Below are 23,884 nucleotides of genomic sequence, written 5' to 3'. Positions count from 1 at the left end.
AGGTACCGTCATTGTTGTTTACTAAAGTGGTTACCGTTTCATATTGTGAAACAAAATCAGAAATATTGATAACGGTAGCAACTCCGTTCTCATCAGTAAAAGTGATAGTTCCTGCAGCAACGTTTGCTATAATAGATGTTACAGACTGATAATCGGCAACTATTTGTGCTATATCTATTGTAACCGATAATCCGCTTTCAGGAGTATAGGTAATTGTACCATCATTATTGTCAACTAAAGTGGTTACCGTCTCCGCATTACGTACTAACTGTTCAACGTTAATTACAGTAACTACACCTTCCTCATTAGTATAAGTAAGTGTATTATTAATTTGACTGTATACCAAGGTGGTAATAATATCACTTGGAACACTGATAACCGTAACAGTACCGTCTTCACTGGTATATGTATAGGTATTATCGCCGTTATCTATTAATGTAGTTACTGTTTCAGCAAATAAATCCTGATCGGTCAAAATCCTGTTCCATCTGTTATTATACCAGTAATAGTAACCAGGAACAATATCAGCTGTTTCGGCAGTATTATAGACCAGAAGAGTTTCTATATTACCATTTGTTATGGTAGTGGAGTCGGTTGTACCTGTTAATGATACCCTGGGTATTAATATACCTTTATCATCAGATACTATTTCAAGTTGTGCAGAAGCATTCGGGCTTGAGGTACCAATACCTACCTGCGCGTTTGCAGCTGCCGCTCCTAGTAATAATACCAGGGCAGACAATAATTTTTTCATCGTCATTAGTAATTAATTTGAGTTTTTGATGTTTAAAAGTCTTGGGGAAACTTTTAAGCTTACGGTTTTTGTGGGGGCAATTTTGTAATTTATATTTTCATATCTTTTAAATTTATTTGACATATATACACTCTGCTATAACTGGTATAACAGAATTCAACACACTGCCTCTATAAATTTCCGATATTTAAATCGCCCGGACGGGAGTTTGTCCACAAACCCACATCACCTTTTGTGCATTATTTAATTTTAGTTTCAAAAATTGAGTGAGACTATAATTCTTTTTTTAACGTCTCTCCAAAATTTTACTTCTAAAAAATTGGGGATAAAAATAGGAACGGAACTTTTTGGGGGCAGTTATCGTTCACTGTTAATAAAAACTTAATTTCGAGACAAATCTCTAATTTTTAATCGTGTATGATGTAAAAAATTATTGGATTATTACTTTTCCCAATAATTTGAATATAGATAAAACATAGAAATTTTCTGAATTATCAGGATTTAAAAGCAATACAAACAATTATTCCTAAGACAAAAATATTTCGATTAAATTTCTTTTATATTATAAATCTAAGCGGTGAATTATACACACTCGATGAAAGGCAATAAATCTCCGATAAAGGATAGGACAAAAGTGAGTCAGACATTAAAATCTACCTTAATTTTTATCTTTAGATCCTAAATAAATACCTGATTAATTAGACTACTATACAATAAAAAAAGAGCCTCTTCATATAAAATATGAAAAGGCTCAGGGTGTGAATATCTATCGAAAGGTTTGTGTTTATATCACGACAATCAAAACAGAGGAATAATTACCCTGCTTTTTTTATATAATCTGTAGGGGTGCAACCCATAATATTTTTAAAATGCCTGTTAAAAGAAACTTTAGAATTAAATCCGCTTTCAAAAGCCACCTCTTCCATAGTTAATTGTCCATCGGCAGTCTGTAAAAGGGAACAGGAATGATCAATTCTATACTTATTAATAAACTGGTTGAAGTTTTCACCAATATAAACATTAAACAATTGTGTTAAGTGGTGTTTTGAGAGTTTCATCCTCTCTGCAAGGATTTCAAGTGATATCTCATTATCCAGGTAGACCTTCTCTTCTTCAAACAAATAAAGAAGCTTTTCCTCATAATCTTCAAAAACACTTTCATTAAGAGCAGACTTTGAATACTTTTGCCTGTTCATAATAACTACCATATCAGGAGTAGGATCTTCAGAACTTTCCTTTATTTCTTTCTTATAATTTTCTTCGTTGTTGCCTTTAAAATAACTTACAAAAATATGAACCTTGTACCTGAAACCAAGAAATATAAGGAAAAGCGCAGAACAATATAATATTGATGCCACAATCTCAAAGTCTACGGTTTGTCCCATCATAAACTGATTAGAGATAAACACAATTAAAGTAACCGACATACAGGTTAAAACAAAAGCCGAAATCTTTATCAGTTTATTTGCCAAAGGATTGTCTTCATGTTTTTCATTTTCGTAAAATAAAATCCAACCGGAATAATACGTCAAAGAAAAAGCAATACTTAAAAACAATACTATATTATACATATACAAATAACCTTTCAGCACAGGTACTTCTGCCATCACAAGATAAGCTACCATAGCAATAAATGACGGGGCATAATGCAGGTAAATTTTTCTTTTAACAAAATTGTCATTAATTAATGACTTAACCGCAAAATACATAAAGGGTCCATAGCACAAAAAAAAGGGAACAGCCATAAACTTAAATTGTTTCCCTATCAAAAGGCTTAAAAGAGCAAAGACTGACTGCATTGAAGCAAACAGTAAAAAGGCATTACAAATCCTATCGAATAACAATATCGACTTGATTTGCTTAGCCATATACAGCGTAGCTAAGGCAAGCACAAAGGCGCCTATTAATATCAATTCAATCATAAGGTGTAATCAATATATGCAACTGGTGCAGTAAAAGATTAGATTATACTTGAAATTAGACAACAGAAATTATATAAACAACCTGTAAGCATAGTGGCCAACAGTTTGGATATAATAATACTATATAATCCAATTAAGATATTAAACCTGATTGAAAAGCATTAATAATATGCCTGACACTTAAAGAGGGGGTTTCTAAGAATAGTAGCATTAGTAAATTAATTTTAGTTGATACATTATTTATATTGGGGACTACAAAACTATATATTTAATTCATAACATTCTATAGTTTTATTGCTTATATTATGTAGAATTATTTCTACAAGCGTATTAATCGTAAAAAAACATACCATATATTTGACTTATAAATAAAAAAAATTCATCAGCCCCCTAATGAATTATTTAAAGTCTGTTTTTTTACTACTGTTATTAAGTAACAGCATATCCTTTTTTGCACAGGAAAACTTTAGGCATATATGGTATACTGCCGATGATAATACTTTGCCTCAAAACACCATAAGTGCTATCATTAAAGACAAATACGGCTACATATGGTTATCTACAGAAAGCGGGCTGGCTAAATTTGACGGGCAGGTTTTTAAAATATATAATACCGATAATATTGACGGATTAATATCTAACAGGATACGTTTATTTGCCGGCAAACCTGACAAAGACAGTATTTATCTTTTAAATGACAGCAAGCAACTATTACTTATTAACAAACGTACAGTTACAAATTTAAAGACAAAAATACCTCAACCCTTTAAGAGCATACAGGATATGCTCAGATACAATTACAACCCTATATTATCATTATCTTTTACAGATGATAAAGAATATATTGACATTGTAGCAGGAAATAATCTTTATATAATAGGAAATGACAGTATTAAACTATACAATCTTAAGAGAGAAAAAATTAACGATATTATATACAAATACCCCAAAAAGGCCCAATTCTATACAATAGGTAACACATTATATCTTGACAGTAAAAATACAGCTGTAAAATTTACAGGCCTTGAAACCTCCAATATAAAATACGACCGTACATTTAAAGAATCTTATTACCTTTTTACCAATAACCAGTGTGGCCAGTCGTTTATATATAGCGACAAGAAACTATATTATTTAAAAGAAAAGCAAAACTATATAGAAACAATATTGGTCTCTGATGATTTTGATGTACCTCACAATAACATCATTTCTTTTTACTACGATGAACCTAATCGTGTTTTATATCTTGGAAGTTCCAACAAAGGACTATTAGTAGTAAAAGAACAGGGGTTTAAACACATTGACCCCATACTTTCACACTCAACCGGAACTGATGGTGTATATTATGCCCTGGAAAATTTTGGAGACAGTAATATACTCAGTAGTACAGGAGAGGTGTTCAACATCAACGGAAAAAGCTCAACAAACAACATTGCCGGATTTTCTGACAAATACATGCTGGTAATTGATAATAATGGAGACATATGGACTAAAAACAGTAGGTATTTATATCATTTCACAAAAAACAGCAATTACAAACAATACGATCACTGGAAACTGGACGAAAGTATTACCACATTAGCTAAATCTCCTGATGGTAAAATATGGGTAGGTACTTTTAATAAGGGAAAGGAATTTAGAGGGGCAATTTATTTTTTAGAACCGAATGATACGAAATCTAGTCCACAGCTATTTTTAAAAGTCAAGGAGGCCCCTGCCTCAATGGCAATAGCTGACAACAAAACCATATGGACAGGCACATGGAAAGGGCTTTGTAAATATGACATCAAAACAAAAGAGAGTTTTAAAATTAAAGATTTCCCTGAATGTCAGGTTCGATCCCTTTATATAGAGCCTACCGGCGAAGTTTGGGCCTGCAGTTATGGTAAAGGTTTTTTTCTATACAAAGATTCTGTAACAACTTCCTTCCCTACAGATAAACATAAATACCTGCTTACGTCACATTGTATTACAGAAGATGTAAACGGTTTTTTCTGGATTACTACCAACAAAGGCTTATTTCAGGTAAAAAAACAGGATTTACTAAATTATGCCAATAAAAAGAACACAGGCATCTATTATCATTATTACAACAAGAATTCTGGTTTCCCTAATAACGAATTTAATGGCGGCTGCCAGCCTTGTAGTGTATATTTAAACAATGAAACCATATTATTTCCTTCTATGGAGGGAATTGTTTATTTCAACACAACCGAAATTAACCCTATTACCCCTGCCAATCCTATTTATATTGATGAAATAACTATTGACAACACCCCCTTCCCTACTATAGAAAAAATTTCACTTGATCGTGATTTTACCTGGATAAATTTCGTTATAAGCAGTCCTTACTATGGAGAGCCCTACAACGAGAACATAGAGTTCATGCTTAAAGGCCCTATACAGCAGGAATGGACACTATTAAATGAAAAATCAATATCATTTTCGACACTACCTCATGGAGATTATGTCCTAAAAACAAGAAAGCTTAACGGCTTTGGGTCGGGATGGGTTTACAAAGACATTAAATTTACTGTTGAACCGGCTTTTTGGCAAACTAACTGGTTTATTGTTATTGCAATAATAAGCGGTATAAGTTTAATATACCTTATTATAAAACTACGGATGAGGTATATACGTTATAAAAACACCTTACTGGAGAACAAAGTACTTATACAAACCACCCAACTACAGGAAACCATTACCACTTTAAGAAAAACAAAAGACGACCTGAGCAAACAGATAGAAAATCATAAAAGACTGATAAAATCAATAACTCACGATATTAAAAGTCCTCTTAAATTCCTTTCTATCACAGGACGATATATCTATAATAATATTGATACTGAAAAAGATTCTGTAAAGGAAAATCTGCAGGCGATGTACACCTCATCTTTTCAGTTATATCATTTTGTAGACAACTTTTTAGAGTATGCTAAAGAAACTGATATAAGCGACGATGAATCGGCCCCATATTCATTATACCGTTTAGGAAAAGAAAAAATCTTATTCTTTAAAAACATTGCACAGCTTCAAAAAACTGAGCTCTTTAATACGATTCCAAAAAATTATACAACTACAATAAACAGACATTTATTGGCCATTATTCTGCATAACCTTATTGATAATGCAACAAAAAATACCTTTGAAGGAAAAATCACACTTAGTGCCCAGGTAAGCGAACACACTTTATCCATCTCTGTTGAGGATACCGGAAAAGGTATGACCAAAACAGATTTGGAATACTATAACAACCTGCTTCAGGGCTATATAAAACCCGAAGAAGGCTCCTCCAGCAGTAAAGGAATGGGATTACCAATGATTGCAGAGCTTTTAAATATATTAAACGGTAAAGTGAAAATACTATCTCAAAAAAACGGCGGTACCACAATTACCATTACATTTAACCTATAAACTATTACGGTAAATATTAAATTTCTCTGCCAGGGAAACAACATTATTAATGCCGAGCTTTTCAAAAATTCGGCTCTTGTATGTACTTACAGTGGACATCTTAATATCAAGTCTGTTGGCAATTTCAAGGTTCCCCTCTCCTTTTGCCAAAAGATCTGCAATTTCCATTTCCCTGTTAGAAAGGCTTTCAAGAGGATTTTCCGGTGTTTTATTGATTACACTTTCAAAAACCCTGTCTTTTATTTTATCACTAAAATATCTGCCCCCCCTAAGTATTTCATTTACGGCCTCTATAATTTTATCCTCAGAGCTTAATTTATTTAGATAGCCATCAACACCGGCATGAATATACCTAACGGCATACTGATCTTCATCATATGCAGAAAACATCAGCACCTTTATTGAGGGCTGTATTTCCTTTATATTGTTAATCATTCCAACATTATTACCTCCAGGTAAATTAATATCTAATAGAATTAGGTTTACGGATTGTTTTTTTAATATTTCTGCTATTTCGCTAAAGCTCTCTGCATGATAAATGTCCACACTATTAAATGCCTCCCTTAAAATCAATGCTACACCCTGCCTTACAACACTATGGTCATCGGCTATTAATATATTCATACTATTTTTGGTTACAGGTGGGGATATAACTCTTGCGATAAATGTACATAAAAAATTAAGAATATCTTAAAGCACACAAACCAAGTAATCATTTTTTTAACACTTTTTAAATATTAAATGTTAAAAATATCTTATCATATATCACATATCATCAAATTTTAATTTAATTTTAACTTAATACTCATTCATTATTTTATTCCTAAAAGCCATATAACACATATCGAGCAACAATAATTTCAACCTCTCTGTAAGCACTGTATAAGTTTTATATGAACATTCTACTAATCAATAAATGCAGAAATATGACAAAAAAATTAGTTGCAGAATTTATAGGTACTTTCTGGCTGGTGCTGGGAGGTTGCGGTAGTGCCGTATTAGCCTGTTCATTTCCCGAATTTGGTATTGGGTTCACTGGTGTTGCCTTCGCCTTTGGTTTAACTGTTTTGACCATGGCATTTGCTATAGGGCATATATCAGGATGTCATTTAAATCCTGCCGTATCAATAGGGCTGTTTGTTGGCGGAAGATTTAGCGCAAAAGAGCTTATCCCCTACATTATATCGCAGGTTTTAGGAGGAATGCTTGCCGCTTATGTATTGTATACAATAGCATCGGGCAGGGAAGGATTTGTAGCAGGAGGATTTGCTGCAAATGGCTTTGGCGAACATTCACCGGGAGGATACAGTATGGCAGCTGTAATACTTTGTGAAGTTGTAATGACTTTTATGTTCCTTATAATCATATTAGGTTCTACTGATGAAAGGGCTCCAAAAGGACTCGCTCCTATTGCTATTGGTCTTGGTTTAACGCTAATTCACCTGATAAGCATACCTGTAAGCAATACATCGGTAAATCCTGCCCGCAGCACAAGTCAGGTACTTTTTGCCGATGCATGGGCAGCACAGCAATTATGGGTGTTTTGGGTAGCCCCAATAGCAGGAGCTGTACTGGCAGGATTGGTATACAAAGGTTTTTTTGAGAAACAAGAATAGAACTAACCCCGGTATTTATACAAAAGGATAAAGGCACTTAAACTGCTTCTATCCTTTTTTTAATTATATTTGATTACCAACTAAATATTATAAAAATGAAAATAAAACCACTCCTTTTAGTCCTTTTTATCACAGTCTTGTCAATTAATTCATACGCACAGGAGCTTATAAACTGTACACCTGAGAAATCTTTTTGGGTTATTAAAAACGGTAGTAAAACTTATGCCTTAACCCTTGCTGACTCTAAAGCAACAGTTAAGGAAACACAATTAATATATAACAACATCGCAATAAACTATGAGTTTATTGACATAGACAGTAATGGCATAAATGATACAGAAACAAATATGCTTATAAATTATATGGTAAAAATTTCATCTCAACACAGAATACCGAATACAACCGTTGAAACAAAAATACAAAATAAAGACGGTAAGCACTTGCTGAGAATAGTCACCCCAAGTGAAAAGGCAAGACTAATTGTAGCAACAACAATTAATGGCAAACTGTTATCGCTTACAACCAACAGACCTGAACCAGGAGATTTAGCTAATGTAGAAGACGTTTTAGAAAAAATTATCCTTTCAGGTAGCGAAATTGACTCAACAGATAACCTTTGCAATAAATAAGATAATACAAAATACAATATGACATATACAAACAAAATGCTTCGTGATAACGCACTTGAAGATAAAGTGATTGTAGTAACCGGAGGTGGTAGCGGGCTGGGTAAATCCATGACAAAATATTTCATAGAACTCGGCGCTAAAGTAGCAATTACTTCACGTGACCTTGAAAAACTACAAACCACGGCTAAAGAACTGGAGCAGGAAACAGGAGGAAAATGCCTGGCCGTACAATGTGATGTACGCCATTATGAAGAAGTAGAAAACATGCTTCAGGCTGTTTTAAAAGAATACGGCAAAGTAGATGTACTGCTTAATAACGCTGCCGGTAATTTTATTTCACCTACAGAGCGATTATCTGCAAATGCTTTTGATACCATTATAGACATCGTACTTAAAGGTTCTAAAAATTGTACCCTAGCATTTGGTAAGCACTGGATAGACACAAAACAAAAAAACTCTACCATACTAAATATTGTTACTACTTATGCCTGGACAGGATCTGCTTATGTAGTTCCCAGTGCAACTGCAAAAGCCGGTGTATTGGCAATGACCAGAAGTCTTGCTGTAGAATGGGCCAAATACGGTATAAGATCTAACGCTATCGCACCAGGTCCCTTCCCAACCAAAGGTGCATGGGACAGACTATTACCGGGCGATTTAAAAGAGAAATTTGACTTAGCCAAAAAAGTACCTTTAAAACGTGTAGGTGATCATCAGGAGCTTGCCAACCTTGCTGCTTATCTGGTTTCAGACTATTCTGCTTATGTTAATGGAGAAGTTATTACAATAGATGGTGGTGAATGGTTAAAAGGTGCCGGACAGTTTAATTTACTTGAGGCTATACCTGAAGAAATGTGGGATATGCTTGAAGCCATGATTAAACAAAAGAAAAACAAATAGTTACAAAACAAACACCATATAATTAAGCCCGAATTATAATTTCGGGCTTAATTTTTTTACACTATTTAGATTAAGTTTAAATTAAAACAATATCTTTGCATCGTTATTTTAAATAAATCTAAATAAACAAACCATGAAAAAAGTTTTACTTTCATTAGCTTCTATTGTACTTGGGTTTACAGCTGTAGCCCAGGAAGTAGACGAAAACGGATATACAACCGTAAATGTTTCTATGCAGCCTGCTTATGCTAACCAGGTATATTTTAAATTAGCAACCAATACACAAACTCCTGTAGTTACATCTAGCTGGGATATAGCCTTTCAAAAAGCGGGCGGCATGAATCTTGGTGCTGTAAGGGTAAACGACGGTAAGGTTATCTGCTATGAAGCTTCAGCCGATATTACAGCTTGGGAAACAATAGATGTTGCCAACGAAAGCACTTGGACACAACTTTACAATTCTGAAACAGAATGGAGCGTAGGTGCTTTTGATAACGGAAGCGAAAACACACCTTCTTTTGGATTTGGATGGGGACTGTATAATATGACAACACACCATGTTACTGGTACAAGAATTTTTGTTCTTAAAACTTCGTCAACAAATTACAAGAAATTAATCCTTCAGGACCTTGACCCTATTGCAGGCACATTTACATTTAAATATGCAACATGGAACGGTACAGAATGGTCTGCAGATGAAACTGCTGTTATAGACTTCTCTGACAATGAAGGAACAGAATTCATTTACTATTCAATGGAAACTAACGACATTGTATCAGTAGCACCTACTGATACTGATTGGGATTTTGTATTCAACAAATACTACGGAGAAGTTTCTGCAGGAGGTACCGAAACTGTTATGTATGCAGTAACAGGAGCTCTACATAATAGCAATACAGGCATAACTGTGGCAGTTAAAGATGAAGCAGGAGAAACTACCGGCGATGTTACATTACCGGCAGAAGAAGATTATACCGAAGAAATTAATACTATTGGTGACGATTGGAAAGCATTTAATCAGTCTACAATGTCATACACTATCCCCGAAAAAACATACTATGTTAAGTATGATGACGGAACTGTTTACAGAATGTACTTCCTTACATTTGAAGGTACAGCAACAGGCAACCTGAGTTTTAAATATAAAAATGTATCAGCTACAATGGGACTGGGTGATTTTGAAGCTAATAAAGCTTCATTTAGCCTATACCCTAACCCATCAGCAGACAAAAATGTAACAGTGGCTTACACCAACCTGAATCAGACAACTGAAGACGGAGAAATCACCATATACTCTCTAACAGGCAGCAAAGTATATCAAACTAGAGTGAATGCTACTCAAACACTGCAATTAAACCTTTCATCTCTAAATTCAGGCATCTATATTGTTAATTTACAGACAGGAAGCTATTCTGAGACAAAAAAACTAATCATAAAATAAATAATTTAACAAACCAACCTATTTAAAAAGCCGGTAATATTTTACCGGCTTTCTTATTTTACAGGGGTTAACAGATTTTGGCATAAAAACAAAAATGAATGTTAACAAATTCCACTTTCAAAAACCATAAATAATTGTATTTTTACGGTTCTAAAATTATTAAACATTCATGGGTAAGATCATTGCTATTGCCAACCAGAAGGGCGGCGTAGGAAAAACGACAACTTCAGTAAATCTGGCAGCAGCGCTGGGTGTATTGGAAAAAAAAGTATTACTAATAGATGCTGACCCTCAGGCAAATGCCAGCTCAGGACTTGGCATTGATGTAGAAACTGTAGAAACAGGCACCTATCAGATACTGGAACACACCAATACTCCGGATGAGGCTACCATAGACTGTAATGCACCTAATGTTTCGGTTATCCCGGCACACATAGACCTAGTGGCTATTGAAATTGAGCTTGTGGATAAGGAAAACAGAGAATACATGCTTAAACAGGCGCTGCAAAGCGTTAAGGATAAGTATGATTATATACTGATAGACTGCGCCCCTTCATTAGGGCTTTTAACGCTTAATGCACTTACAGCGGCAGACTCTGTGGTTATTCCGATACAATGTGAATATTTTGCACTTGAAGGTTTAGGCAAACTACTTAATACCATTAAGAGCGTACAGAAGATACACAACCCTTCATTAGACATTGAAGGATTGCTTCTAACCATGTATGATTCGCGTTTAAGGCTTTCTAACCAGGTTGTGGAAGAAGTTCAGAAACACTTTAATGACATGGTATTTGACACCGTTATACAACGTAATGTTAAGCTAAGCGAGGCGCCAAGTTATGGGGAAAGCATCATTAACTATGACGCAACAAGTAAAGGAGCAGTTAACTACCTGCACCTTGCTGAAGAAATTATAAAGAAAAACACTAGCACAACAGTAGGTTCATGACAAAAGCAGTAAAAAAACAAGCACTTGGAAGAGGATTATCGGCATTATTAAAAGACCCTGAAAACGACATCAAGTCGGTTGAGGATAAAAATGCAGATAAGGTTGTAGGTAATATCATAGAGCTTGAGATTGATGCTATAGAGATAAACCCTTTTCAGCCAAGGACTAACTTTAACGAAGAAACACTACAGGAATTAAGCACCTCTATTAAAGAGTTAGGGGTTATACAGCCTATTACCGTAAGAAAACTGGATTACAACAAATACCAGCTTATTTCGGGAGAGCGTCGTTTACGCGCTTCTAAAATGGCCGGTCTTGAAACCGTACCTGCTTATATAAGGCTTGCAAACGACAACGAATCGCTTGTAATGGCTCTTGTAGAAAATATTCAGCGTCATGACCTTGACCCTATAGAGATTGCACTTTCTTACCAAAGGCTTATAGACGAAATTCAGCTTACACAGGAACAAATGAGTGACCGTGTAGGTAAAAAACGTTCTACTATTGCCAACTACCTTCGCTTACTTAAACTGGACCCGATTATCCAGACAGGTATTCGTGATGGTTTTATATCAATGGGCCACGGCCGTGCAATAATAAATATTGAGGACCAGGATGCTCAGGCAAATATTTACCAGAAAATAGTTAGCGGAAACCTGTCAGTTAGGGAAACCGAAGCTTTGGTAAAGGCATATCAGGAAAGCCTGAAACCCGGCGCCGATAAAAATACTACTGTTAAAGCGAATGGTTTTGCCGTTGAAGAAGAGCAGAAAAAAAGCATAACTGAATTCTTTGGCGCAAAAGTTGATGTAAAGGTGGATGCAAAAGGTAAAGGTAAAATCACCATTCCTTTTCATTCAGAGGAAGATTTCAACAGGATTATTAAACTTATTAAAGGTTAGTGAAAAATTTACTTTCAATATTTATTTTATTTATCTCATCAATATCCTTTGCTCAGGAAACTCAAACCGAGGAACAATTAAGGGTAGACATGAACACCGAAGTAAGTTCTAATTCATACACTATAGATCCCCTTGCCCCATCTAAAGCTGCATTTTATTCGGCTGTAGTACCGGGACTTGGGCAGGCTTACAATAAAAAATACTGGAAAATCCCTTTGGTTGCTGCCGGTATAGGTATCCCGCTTTATTACTATTCATGGAACAACAACAAATACCATGAATACAGGGATGCCTATAAAACTACTTTGGCCGGAGGCACCGTAACAGGCGAACTGGCTAACCTCAGTCAGGACAACTTAATAAGGGGACAAAGATTCCATCAAAGAAACAGAGACCTCTCATTGCTTATAGCAGTGGGAGTTTATGTTTTAAATATAGTTGACGCTAACGTTGATGCCCACCTTATGCAGTTTAATGTAAACGATAATTTAAGTTTAAGACCCGAACTGCAACAAAATCAGATAGATTATAAACACAATATGGGTATATCCCTTAGTTACCAATTTTAAATTATGAAGATTGCACTTTTAGGCTACGGAAAAATGGGAAAAGTAATCGAAAGGATTGCTTTGGAAAGAGGCCATGAAATTGTATTGAGAAAATCAGGACAAGACACTTTTGACGGACTTGAAAATGCCGATGTGGCAATAGAATTCAGCATCCCTGATGCAGCCGTTGAGAACATAACAGAATGTTTTAACCGAAATGTACCTGTTATTTCAGGAACTACAGGATGGCTTGAACATTACCCTGAAGTTGCAAAACTTTGTGAAGAAAAAAGCGGAGCATTTATTTATGGCTCTAACTTTAGCCTTGGCGTAAATATATTCTTCCAGCTTAACGAGTATCTTGCTAAAATGATGAGCAAGCTTACCCAGTATAAAGTATCTATGGAAGAGATACACCACACTCAAAAACTCGATGCGCCAAGCGGTACTGCCATAAGCCTTGCAAAAGGAGTTATTGAAAACTCTAACTACTCAAGCTGGGCACTAGAAAATGCTAAAGAAGATGAAATACTTATAGATGCCAAACGTATAGAGAATGTTCCAGGCACACACAGCATATTCTATGACTCCGAAGTAGACTCTATAGAAATTAAGCATACTGCCCACAGCCGTGAAGGTTTTGCTTTGGGTTCTGTAGTGGCAGCCGAGTGGATTTTCGGCAAAAAAGGTATTTTTACAATGAAAGATGTTTTGGACTTAAAGTAACATTTCTGCAAAAAAACATACATATATAAAAAAACAGTATAAAGATGACACTATTACAATGGTTTATTTTCTTCCTGGCGGTACAGGTAGTACATTATCTTGGCACCTGGAAATTATATCAAAAAGCAGGTAGAAAATCTTGGGAAGCAGCCGTTCCGGTATACAATGCGGTAATCTTAATGAAAATAATAAGAAAACCTGTATGGTGGACCATTCTGCTTTTTATTCCTGTTGTAAATCTTATAATGTTCCCGGTAGTTTGGGTACTTACCTTAAAAAGCTTTGGTAAAAAATCCACATTAGACACTATTTTAGGAATAGTAACTCTTGGCCTTTATATCTACTACATAAACTATGTTGAAGATGTAAAGTATATCACCCAGGAAGAATACGAAGCTGAAAAGAAAAAAGAAAGCACTATAAGCTCTTTATTGTTTGCTGTGGTTGTTGCTACCATAGTACATACTTATGTAATGCAGCCTTTCACAATCCCTACCGCTTCATTAGAAAAAACCCTTCTTATTGGCGATTTCCTTTTTGTTAGTAAATTCCATTATGGTGCACGTACCCCTATGACAGCTGTTGCAGCTCCTATGGTACATGATACGATTCCTGTAATCAACACAAAATCATATTCAAAATGGCCTCAATTGCCATCATTCCGTTTACCGGGTTTTGAAAAACCTGAGAAGAATGATATAGTGGTATTTAACTGGCCTACAGATACCGTAAAATATTTTGGAGATACTGTTACGGTAGGACTTAGAAAACCTATAGATAAAAAATCAAACTATGTAAAAAGATGTGTAGGAGCTCCTGGTGACACCTTCTCTCTTGTAAATGGTGATGTACACATAAACGGTGAAAAACTTATACTTTCAGACAGGGCTAAACTACAGCACAAATATACTTTAGCAATAAACGGGGAGCTTTCTCAAAACTTTGTAAATAAGTATGGAATCACAGATTTCAGTAGATATTATAAAATTAAAAAGTCACTATGGGATAACCCTGAGCTACACAAACTTATAAAACAAGAAAAAGTTAAGGCTTATTTAACCGAATTCTCAAGAGACTCTACAGAAGTTGAAGTGTTTGGGTTTATAAGTTTTGACGACATGAATAAATTAGGCATGAAACCTCTTATAAATAAAATACATGCCAATTTAACCTATGAAAAAGCTGATATAATTAGAAAAGATCCTATTGTCACAGAGCTCAAGCAATATACTGCGCTTCCTACAGCTAACATCTTCCCTCACACTAAACCAACATGGAGTGAAGACAACATGGGACCTATTTATATACCGGAAGCAGGTAAAACAGTTGAGATAAATTCTGAAACACTTCCTATCTATGAAATGGCTATAAGGGAATATGAAGGTAATGACCTTAAAGTAACAGGTAATGAAATTAGAATAAACGGAGAAATAGCTACATCCTATACGTTTAAACAGAATTATTACTGGATGATGGGTGATAATCGCCACAACTCATTAGACAGCCGTTTTTGGGGCTTTGTACCGGAAGACCACATAGTAGGTAAACCAGTATTTATATGGATGAGCCTTGACCAAAACGAATCATGGAAAAACATTGGTAAAAAAGTTCGTTGGGACAGGATGTTTACCACTGTTGGTGGAGACGGCGAACCTGTATCGTACTTTAAATACTTCCTTATACTTCTTGCAGGCTGGTTTGTATTTGATTATTTCAGAAAGAAAAAGAAAAAAGCAAATAGCTAAAATAATACTTTAAAAGTCTATAAATTTGAAGATTGGCAGCTCTGTCAATCTTCAGTTTTTTAAATACGTACTCATGAGCATTTTAATTCATCCTACATATTTTCCTTCAATCAGTCATTTTGTTGCAATGGTAAAAACTGATAAAATTGTTTTTGAAGTTGAAGACAATTTTCAGAAACAAACTAACAGGAACAGGATGTATATATACAGTCCAAACGGGATACAGCTTTTAAACATACCTGTTAAGCACAATAAGGAAAGTAACCACCAAAAGTTTAGGGATGTTAAGATTGAACATGCTTTCGATTGGAAAAAACAGCATTTTAAGTCGCTTGAAGCTGCTTACCGCACTTCTCCCTTCTTCGAGTACTTTGAAGACGACATAAGGCCTGTGTTTGAGAAAAAACATACTTTTATGATGGATCTTAATTTTCAGATAATGGAAATTATTACCGATTGTTTAGGAATGAATTTCTCTTATGAGAAAACTGAAGAATATTTCCATGAGGTAAGTGACATACTGGATTTGAGATATCTTACTAACGGTAAGAAAGACACATCTACATTTGAACCCTACACTCAGGTATTTGAAGAAAAACATGGGTTTATAAATAATCTTAGCATATTAGACCTGTTATTTAATGAAGGTCGTTACGCGATGGATTATTTAAAGAGCCAGACTTTATAAATTTATTTATCTTTTTCTTTCTTCTCGAAGCCAAGGCGTGCCATAATAGGATAATGGTCTGAATTTATAAACATATCATATGTTTTAAATTCTTTTACCTCAAGTGTATCGTCTGCAAAAATATAGTCTATCCTGGCCGGATAGTATTTGTAGTTATAAGACTTACCAAAACCGCTTCCGGCCTCTTCAAAAGCATCTTTCATATCTCCCCTTATACTCCTGTATACGTAAGAGAATGCACTATTATTTAAGTCTCCGCATATAATCATCGGATGATTACACTCTTTCTTATGTTCCTGCAACATCTCCGCCTGAAGCTGCTGTTCTTTAAAAGCTTCGCTAAGCCTTCTGAAAATTATCTTAGACTTCTCTTCATCAATCTTCTCATGAATGTCAGGGCTTATCTTAACCGACTGCAAATGCATACTGTAAAATCTAAGCGTATCCTTACCCCTTTTTATATCGGCAAATATCACATTGTTTCCCGTATTAGGAAAATCTATATTACCGGTATTAATAATAGGATATTTAGAAAAAATAGCCTGTTGGCTCTTCCCTTTTTCATCAAAGATAAATTTGTAAACAAAACCTTCAAAAAGTCCTTCTCCACGCTTATTATACTCCTGAAGACATAATACATCCGGCTTCTTTTCCTTAACAAAATAAGATATCTTTTGTGGCACTATCGTGTCATCAATCCATTCATAAAGATTAAACATCCTTACGTTATAACTCATCAGTACAAAATCTTCATTTTCTGTTTCCTGTTTTTCTGAAGAGAAACGATATAGTTTACTAACAAAGGTTATTCCTAAAAGAAGTACAAGCCCTGAAAGCAGCATCTGTCTTTTGGTTTGCAGTAACCAGTACATGAAAAATATGAAATTAAGTACCAATAGCAATGGCAGTACCAAAGTAAACACCGATAATAGCGGAAAAAGCTTTGGTGCAAGAAAAGGAAGTACATAGCCAGCAAAGGTTAATATGGTTAATACCATATTAAAGAAAAACATAAGCTTGTTAAACCAGGATAGGTTTTTCATGGGGGAGCTTGTTTATCGGTTAAATTACTTGCCTGCTTTACTTAAAAAATCTTTTTCCTCTTTTGTTAGGCTCTCATAGCCCGACTTACTAATCTTATCTAATATATCGTCTATTCTTTTTTGGGTAATATCTTTAGGCTGACTTGTAAGAGATGACGCAGGCCTGGAAACATTATTATTTTTATATACCTTTTTAAAAGGTGTCTTTTTCTTAGGTTTAAACAAGTTAGCAAAAAAATCGATTACCGAAGTTACAATACTGCTAAGATCGGTGCCATTTTGCAATAGCCTTATATAAATATATCCAAAAAGAGCACCTCCTAAGTGCGCTATATGTCCACCTGCATTAGCCCCTGAAGCCTGTATAAGATCCAGTATTACAAATACAACGGCAATATGCCATAACTTAACAGTACCAATAAGTAAAAGCCTAACCTGATAATATGGCTGGTAAACTGCCGTAGCAATGAGAACCGTCATAACAGCTGCCGAAGCTCCTACCATTTTACTTCCTCCTACACTAAAAGCAGGTAGAAGATTGTAACTTACTATGTATAAAAAACCTGCAAATATCCCTCCTAGTATATACATGCCAAACATTTGCTTTTGGGTAAAGAAGGTTAAAAATAGTCTCCCTGCAAAATAGAGCATCATCATATTAAAAAGCAAATGAAATATACCTGCATGTAAAAACATATAAGATATAATAGACCATGGCTTCCATAATAAGTTTTCAGGATTTGAAGAAAGGCTAAACCAGTCATTCGTTAATGCAAGATCCCATCTTAGAAAAGATAAATCAACACCAAACAAAGATAAAACACTAAACAGTACCATCGGAATAGCAAAGAGGCCTACATTCCAAAAAATAAGCCTTTGGGTAATGCCTCCTATACGGTACTCCATTTTTAAATCATCCAAAATCCCCATAGTTAGTTCCAGCGATTTTTATTAAACTGATTATTCTTCCAGTACCACATCATAAGAAAACCTACCAGTGCGCCACCTAAATGGGCAAAATGGGCGATTCCGTCTCCTCCTCCAAAAATTGAACTTCCCTTTAATCCTAAAAACAAATCGATTGCTAATAAACCGGGAACAAAAAACTTGGCCTTAACCGGGACAGGAAAAAATATAAGCATGAGTTCTGCATTAGGTAATAAAAAAGCAAACGCCACAAGTACACCATAAATTGCACCAGATGCGCCAACAGCAGGAGTTAAATAAGCCGAAGCCATACTATCAAAAGTTGCCTGATCAATCTTACCTTGTAAAGGTGTTAAATCTAAAGTATTTAAGGCAGTCACTACTTCAGCTTTTGAAAGGCCATTTGCCATTAGCACCTCTAATCCCTGATGAAACAAAAGATAATTCACACCAATATGTAATAAGGCAGCGCCTAAACCACACGAAAAATAGAAAAATAAAAACTTTTTAGCTCCCCACATCTGCTCCAAAACAACCCCAAAGGAATATAGCGCAAACATATTGAAGAATATATGTAAAAAGTTCCCGTGCATAAACATATGCGTTACGGGTTGCCAAAATTTAAAATTAGGATTTAAAGGAAAATATAAGGCTAAAAAAGATAAAGCCTGCGGAACAATCATTGTTCCTACAAAAAACAGTATGTTTATAATAATTAACTGCTTAACAGTTTCGGTAATTCGCATCATAGGGCAAATCGTTTATCAAGGTCTTCCACACTCATGGTGATGAAAGTAGGTTTATTAAAAGGTGAAACTCCGGGCTCTTTGCAGGCAAAAAGCGAATTGACCATAGTTTCCTGTTCTTTATCAGAAAGCTGTACCCCTGTTTTAACAGCAAGGCTTCGAGCCATAGATTTTGCTATGCTGTCGCTTTGGCTAAAACTACTGTCTGGTACTTCCTGCTGCAAATCGTTTAAAAGCTCTTCCAACAGTATAGAAACCTCACTTTCTGTAACGTTTACAGGCAAACCGGAAACCACTATATGGTCGCTGTTAAACTCAGCAAAAACAAAGCCAGTATTTTGTAAAGCTTCCTTCATTTCACTTATTATTGCCAGTTCACTTTTATTGAAGTGAAGGGTAAGCGGAAAAAGCAATTGCTGGCTTGAGCCATGCTGCACCGTGATATTGGCAAGAAACTGCTCATACAATATACGCTGATGTGCACGTTTCTGGTCTATTATCACCATTCCCGACTTAATTGGGCTTACTATATACTTCTTATGAATCTGATACGTTTTGTATACCGCTTGTTCTACATCCTCATCATTAAAAAGTGAACCTGTCACTTCTTCCGATTCAAAATTCACTTCGGTAATTTCGTCAGATGCAGTATCCAGTCCGTTATACAGACTCTCCCATGCAGGCATCTTGTCAGCTTTCCTGAAAGAGGGAGAAGAATATGATGAAGACGAAGATGAGCTTCGTGAAGAACCAAACGACGATGAAGACGATGGTTTTACCGGAGCATCATCCGCAAAAGGATTAAACGTAGAGTCTACCTGTATGGTAGGCATAGAAACGTCCTTGCCTTCGTAATCATAAGGTGTATCAAGGGTATTATCCCTTTCAAAATCCAATACCGGGGCCACATTAAACTGACCCAGGCTATGTTTTATAGACGAACGCAATATGGCATACAGTGCATGCTCATCGTCAAATTTAATTTCTGTTTTTGTAGGGTGTATATTAATATCTATACTGTTTGGCGGAACATCAAGGTATAAGAAATAACCCGGTTGTGTGCCGTCTTTAAGTAATCCTTCATAAGCAGCCATTACCGCATGATGAAGGTAGCCGCTTTTAATAAACCTGTCGTTTACAAAAAAGAACTGCTCTCCCCTGTTTTTTTTGGCAAATTCAGGTTTGCAAACAAACCCGTTAATACTCACTATCTCGGTAGTTTCGTTTACAGGGACCAATTTTTCGTTAGTTCGCCCGCCAAAAATATTTACAATACGCTGGCGTGTGTTTGAAGCAGGCAAGTTAAACATTTCGCTACCGTTGTGTATCAGTACAAAATGGATATTGGCATGCGCCATAGCCACCCTTTCAAACTCATCAACTATGTGGCGGAATTCCACCGTATCCGATTTAAGGAAGTTACGCCTTGCCGGAATATTAAAGAAAAGGTTTTTAATGGAAAACGAAGTACCTTTAGGCACTACAGCTACATCCTGGCTTACAAACTTACTCCCTTCTATAATAAGATGTGTACCCAGTTCGTCCTGTTCCTGTTTGGTTTTCATTTCAACATGAGCAATAGCCGCTATAGACGCCAGGGCCTCTCCCCTAAAACCTTTTGTGCCAAGGGAAAACAAATCTTCGGCATGGCGTATTTTTGAAGTGGCATGGCGCTCAAAACACAGTCGGGAATCGGTAACACTCATACCTTTTCCGTTATCTATAACCTGTACTAAGGTTTTTCCTGCATCTTTAACTATAAGTTTTATCTCTGTTGCGCCTGCATCGACCGAATTTTCCAGTAATTCTTTCACTACCGAAGCCGGCCTTTGTACCACCTCTCCGGCAGCTATCTGGTTGGCAACGTGGTCAGGAAGAAGTTGGATAATACTCGACATTGGAAAGGATATAGGGTTTAATTGATGAACCTCAAAGTTAAGGAAATTTATGGCATGCTAAAAGCATTGTTTTTAATTCATAAATATCTAATCTCCAATTTTAGTACTATATTTACTACTACATTGATTACAAAAAACATACAGAATCAATTGATTTGCAATTATTACATATATGAAATTCAATATTTTAAATAGTAAAAACTTTAATAACGGTAAATTTTGGTTACTTACAGAATTAAGCCTGTTTGATTATGTCAATTCATTGACAGAAGATAATTTTAATTTTGAGGTTCAACGAAAGATTGTCAAGAACAAATACTTGGATGGTATTTTATCTACTATAGAAGCTGGAGAACCGCTACCTAATATTACTCTAGCTTATCATAAAAAAGTTAATATTAATACCGAAAGTAAAACGATTATCTTAGAACAAGATAAAATTGACATTCTAGATGGACTCCAAAGAACATACAGATTATGGGCGTTTTGGAAAATATACAATGACATCAAGACTAATAAGTATGAAGATTTAAAAATTGCCGTTAAAAATATACGTCAAAAGTTCCCTGATTTCTTTGAAAATGGTATTGTCGATGCAAAATTTTTTAAACAAAATTTTGAGGACGGTAAAACTAAGGTAGATTATGAGGAAAAATATAAATCTTATAATTTATATTTCACAATATGGACGAATTTAACCGAAACAGAATTAGTAAAAAAAATGTTAATCCTAAATGCAGGACATAAAGCTGTATCTACTCAACATCAATTTGAAATTCTATTTCTTAATCTTTGGAAATCTCTTAAAGACAATAACAAGAATATTACTATAATTCGAGAAAAAGAATCTCAATTTAATCAAGTAAAAAGAGGAAATAGAAATCCTGGAGAATATTTATTTTCCACAATCATTACTTCATTAATGTCCTTAGTTTTAGCTAAGCCTCAAAGAATTAGCAGTGATATTATCTATAAATATGATTTAATTGATGAGAAAGAACAAGGTGGATCTTTAAAATTTGCTGAAATAATTTTCAACAGTGGTTTTATATCCGAATTGTTAAATAAGATTTATCTGCTAGATAAAAAAATTAATTCCGAATATGGTGAACTTGGAACTTCATGGTTTGGTAAAGACACAACATTAAATGGAATTTTTGCAGGAGTTGGAAGTTACTTAGACATTAATGAAGATGAAGATACCTCAGAATTAACAATAAAAATTTTGATAACATTTGACATCTTAATCGAAAACTTCTCAAGTAAACTTGAATTGGAAAAATTCAATTCTCAATACGATAATTTAAGTGGTAGATCTGTTAATATTGGAAACCTTATACGAACAGTTATAATGAATTATACCGTTAAAGTTCTAAATAAAGAGACTACAAGTTGGAATACATTGTTTAATCAGCAAATGAAAAAATAATGAGTATTGAAGAACATATAAAGCTTTTTTTAAAGAGACTATCTCAATATTATGGAGTATTGAATGAAGACTTAGAGCTTTCGTTTGAATATGATATTCCGGAAACTTTTTTAGAAAATATTAAAAACATCATTCCAAGTAATGAACAACTTGAATACTTTTATACTATAATAACAGATTTTTTATCAGACACAAATATCGATTTGAATGACGATGCAACTTCCTATCAAAATATTTATAAATTAGAAATAAAACATCTCTCGAGGAAAAAGGAAACTAAATTTAGAATAAGAAATTTTGCTATTACAATTGATTCTGGAGCTATAATACCGCTATCATTCTTTAAAACTCCACATTCTTTTTCTTTTTTAAATACAGAAAAAGACAATATTATCAGAAAAATAAGAGAAATTATACTATTTTACGGGGACTCATCTTTACCTCAAATTGAATTTGAAGAAACAATAAACAAAATTATCAATCCAGCCAAAAATAGCATTATTGCCATTTATAACACTACAGATAAAGATTTTGTAAAACTTTATTCAAAAAGTTATTTCATATATTTACTCAAAGGTCATAAAACTATCTATCCCACGGAACTGCTTCATACTTATAGAATAAATAATACCTTAATTAATACTGTTAATCATTCAACTTCGGATTTTACGCAGTTTTTCGAAATTTATGACGTCATAGATGAATATCATCATATTGATGACCTACTAATAAAATACTTAAAGCTTTATCAAATCATTGAATACTTAATTACAAGACATATATTAGTAAACATACAAAGTAATACATCTAATCAAAATTTATTTTTAAGGGAAATGTACAGCTTAGCTAAAATTGACGATTTTGACGAAAAAAATTTTAAAAAAGTTTTTGAAAATAATCGTACAGATCTCTCAAATTGGTTTAAATCAAAAATAGATGGAAATAGTAAAATTAAAGTTGCTGTTGAGCATTTGCTTTACCCAAATGAAACAAAAAGTTTTGACACATCAAATCTGAATCAAGTTTATAATGGACTATTTAGAGTGTTATATAAACTTCGTAATACTATTGTTCATAATAAAGAAAGTGAAATTCATTTAACGATACATAATATACTTTTAAAAGAAGGCATAATATTATTAATAAAAGAACTAATCATAAAATTTGAATTTATAATATTAAAAAAAGTAGCTGATTTCGAATCAACAATAAAGTATAAAAATAAGCACTTAGATTTATATTAAATCAATAAAAAAACCCACTCTAACGAGTGGGTTTTTTGTTTCTATATTAAGCCTGACCTGCAGGCCCAAAACTCAAAGGAAGCGGCGGTTGTTCCGTTTCGCTTATCGGGCCGTGAGCGGCTTCAAAGCGCTGGATGTTCTCGCCTAGTGCCTTAAGCAGCCTTTTGGCGTGCTGAGGCGTTAATACAATGCGTGATTTAACTTTAGCTTTAGGCACGCCCGGCATAATGGTTACAAAGTCCACTACAAACTCAGAAGCCGAGTGGTTTATAATTGCCAGGTTAGAATAGATACCTTCTGCTGTTTTTTCATCCAGTTCAATATTTATTTGTCCCGGTTGCTGTTTTTGATCACTCATTT

At 34.6% G+C, this 23,884-nt stretch carries 20 protein-coding genes and 1 pseudogene; 13 read left to right on the top strand and 8 right to left on the bottom strand.

All coding sequences use genetic code 11. The features are described from left to right. Together NU09_RS12725 and NU09_RS12720 are read right to left on the bottom strand one after the other, a co-directional pair. A pseudogene (locus NU09_RS12725) lies at positions 1-754 on the bottom strand (hypothetical protein); the annotation flags it as partial. Positions 755-1,569: 815 nt separating this feature from the next. Beyond that, complete coding sequence (locus tag NU09_RS12720) at positions 1,570-2,499, bottom strand: helix-turn-helix domain-containing protein (protein ID WP_165357693.1); 930 nt, start codon at positions 2,497-2,499, stop codon at positions 1,570-1,572. Positions 2,500-3,069: 570 nt separating this feature from the next. Here NU09_RS12720 and NU09_RS12715 point away from each other — a divergent pair. Further along, positions 3,070-6,090 carry a two-component regulator propeller domain-containing protein gene (locus NU09_RS12715; RefSeq protein ID WP_129751671.1) on the top strand — a complete coding sequence of 1,007 codons (3,021 nt, stop codon included), beginning with the start codon at positions 3,070-3,072 and terminating at the stop codon, positions 6,088-6,090. Here NU09_RS12715 and NU09_RS12710 read toward each other — a convergent pair. Then, positions 6,085-6,714, bottom strand: a complete 630-nt coding sequence (locus NU09_RS12710; RefSeq protein ID WP_129751670.1) for a response regulator transcription factor — start codon at positions 6,712-6,714, stop codon at positions 6,085-6,087. The genes NU09_RS12715 and NU09_RS12710 overlap by 6 nt on opposite strands. A 302-nt stretch (positions 6,715-7,016) precedes the next feature. Between NU09_RS12710 and aqpZ the strand changes: the two genes are divergently transcribed. From aqpZ to NU09_RS12660, 10 genes are all read left to right on the top strand, one after another. Next, positions 7,017-7,706 carry an aquaporin Z gene (aqpZ, locus tag NU09_RS12705; RefSeq protein ID WP_129751669.1) on the top strand — a complete coding sequence of 230 codons (690 nt, stop codon included), beginning with the start codon at positions 7,017-7,019 and terminating at the stop codon, positions 7,704-7,706. A gap of 95 nt (positions 7,707-7,801) precedes the next feature. Beyond that, positions 7,802-8,335, top strand: a complete 534-nt coding sequence (locus NU09_RS12700; protein ID WP_129751668.1) for a hypothetical protein — start codon at positions 7,802-7,804, stop codon at positions 8,333-8,335. 18 nt (positions 8,336-8,353) lie between these two features. Beyond that, the gene (locus NU09_RS12695; RefSeq protein ID WP_165357692.1) at positions 8,354-9,235 is read left to right on the top strand and encodes an SDR family oxidoreductase; all 882 of its coding nucleotides are present in this window, start codon (positions 8,354-8,356) and stop codon (positions 9,233-9,235) included. A gap of 133 nt (positions 9,236-9,368) precedes the next feature. Continuing rightward, positions 9,369-10,676, top strand: a complete 1,308-nt coding sequence (locus NU09_RS12690) for a T9SS type A sorting domain-containing protein (RefSeq protein ID WP_129751667.1) — start codon at positions 9,369-9,371, stop codon at positions 10,674-10,676. Positions 10,677-10,845: 169 nt separating this feature from the next. Then, positions 10,846-11,628 carry a ParA family protein gene (locus tag NU09_RS12685; RefSeq protein WP_129751666.1) on the top strand — a complete coding sequence of 261 codons (783 nt, stop codon included), beginning with the start codon at positions 10,846-10,848 and terminating at the stop codon, positions 11,626-11,628. Then, positions 11,625-12,530, top strand: coding sequence for a ParB/RepB/Spo0J family partition protein (locus tag NU09_RS12680; RefSeq protein WP_129751665.1), 906 nt, complete (start codon positions 11,625-11,627; stop codon positions 12,528-12,530). The genes NU09_RS12685 and NU09_RS12680 overlap by 4 nt, the downstream gene beginning before the upstream one ends. Continuing rightward, positions 12,530-13,099, top strand: a complete 570-nt coding sequence (locus NU09_RS12675) for a DUF5683 domain-containing protein (protein ID WP_129751664.1) — start codon at positions 12,530-12,532, stop codon at positions 13,097-13,099. The genes NU09_RS12680 and NU09_RS12675 overlap by 1 nt, the downstream gene beginning before the upstream one ends. 3 nt (positions 13,100-13,102) lie before the next feature. Next, positions 13,103-13,804, top strand: coding sequence for a 4-hydroxy-tetrahydrodipicolinate reductase (dapB, locus tag NU09_RS12670; RefSeq protein WP_129751663.1), 702 nt, complete (start codon positions 13,103-13,105; stop codon positions 13,802-13,804). Positions 13,805-13,848: 44 nt separating this feature from the next. Continuing rightward, the gene (gene lepB, locus NU09_RS12665) at positions 13,849-15,549 is read left to right on the top strand and encodes a signal peptidase I (RefSeq protein ID WP_129751662.1); all 1,701 of its coding nucleotides are present in this window, start codon (positions 13,849-13,851) and stop codon (positions 15,547-15,549) included. Between the two features lie 73 nt (positions 15,550-15,622). Next, positions 15,623-16,237: a WbqC family protein gene (locus tag NU09_RS12660; RefSeq protein ID WP_129751661.1), complete on the top strand. Its 615-nt coding sequence runs from the start codon at positions 15,623-15,625 to the stop codon at positions 16,235-16,237. Positions 16,238-16,239: 2 nt separating this feature from the next. Here the strand turns inward: NU09_RS12660 and NU09_RS12655 are convergent, their stop codons facing one another. From NU09_RS12655 to mutL, 4 genes are read right to left on the bottom strand one after another with little or no spacing between them, the layout of a single operon-like run. Next, positions 16,240-17,280: an endonuclease/exonuclease/phosphatase family protein gene (locus NU09_RS12655; protein ID WP_129751660.1), complete on the bottom strand. Its 1,041-nt coding sequence runs from the start codon at positions 17,278-17,280 to the stop codon at positions 16,240-16,242. 24 nt (positions 17,281-17,304) lie between these two features. Continuing rightward, positions 17,305-18,210 carry a rhomboid family intramembrane serine protease gene (locus NU09_RS12650; protein WP_129751659.1) on the bottom strand — a complete coding sequence of 302 codons (906 nt, stop codon included), beginning with the start codon at positions 18,208-18,210 and terminating at the stop codon, positions 17,305-17,307. A 2-nt stretch (positions 18,211-18,212) separates the two neighbouring features. Beyond that, positions 18,213-18,956: a rhomboid family intramembrane serine protease gene (locus NU09_RS12645; protein ID WP_129751658.1), complete on the bottom strand. Its 744-nt coding sequence runs from the start codon at positions 18,954-18,956 to the stop codon at positions 18,213-18,215. Then, positions 18,953-20,851, bottom strand: coding sequence for a DNA mismatch repair endonuclease MutL (gene mutL, locus NU09_RS12640; RefSeq protein ID WP_129751657.1), 1,899 nt, complete (start codon positions 20,849-20,851; stop codon positions 18,953-18,955). Before mutL ends, NU09_RS12645 begins: the two co-directional genes overlap by 4 nt. A gap of 172 nt (positions 20,852-21,023) precedes the next feature. Here mutL and NU09_RS12635 point away from each other — a divergent pair, with 172 nt between their 5' ends. Together NU09_RS12635 and NU09_RS12630 are read left to right on the top strand one after the other, a co-directional pair. Next, a complete protein-coding gene (locus NU09_RS12635; RefSeq protein WP_129751656.1) occupies positions 21,024-22,280 on the top strand; it encodes a hypothetical protein in 1,257 nt (418 codons plus the stop codon). Continuing rightward, the gene (locus tag NU09_RS12630; RefSeq protein ID WP_129751655.1) at positions 22,280-23,524 is read left to right on the top strand and encodes a hypothetical protein; all 1,245 of its coding nucleotides are present in this window, start codon (positions 22,280-22,282) and stop codon (positions 23,522-23,524) included. Before NU09_RS12635 ends, NU09_RS12630 begins: the two co-directional genes overlap by 1 nt. A gap of 46 nt (positions 23,525-23,570) precedes the next feature. Here the strand turns inward: NU09_RS12630 and NU09_RS12625 are convergent, their stop codons facing one another. Next, positions 23,571-23,882, bottom strand: a complete 312-nt coding sequence (locus tag NU09_RS12625; protein ID WP_129751654.1) for a DUF3467 domain-containing protein — start codon at positions 23,880-23,882, stop codon at positions 23,571-23,573. Positions 23,883-23,884 lie beyond the last annotated feature (2 nt).

The organism is Flavobacterium beibuense (genome assembly GCF_004151245.1).
Lineage (GTDB): Bacteria > Bacteroidota > Bacteroidia > Flavobacteriales > Flavobacteriaceae > Flavobacterium > Flavobacterium beibuense_A.
This window is presented reverse-complemented; position numbering and strand designations above follow the sequence as displayed.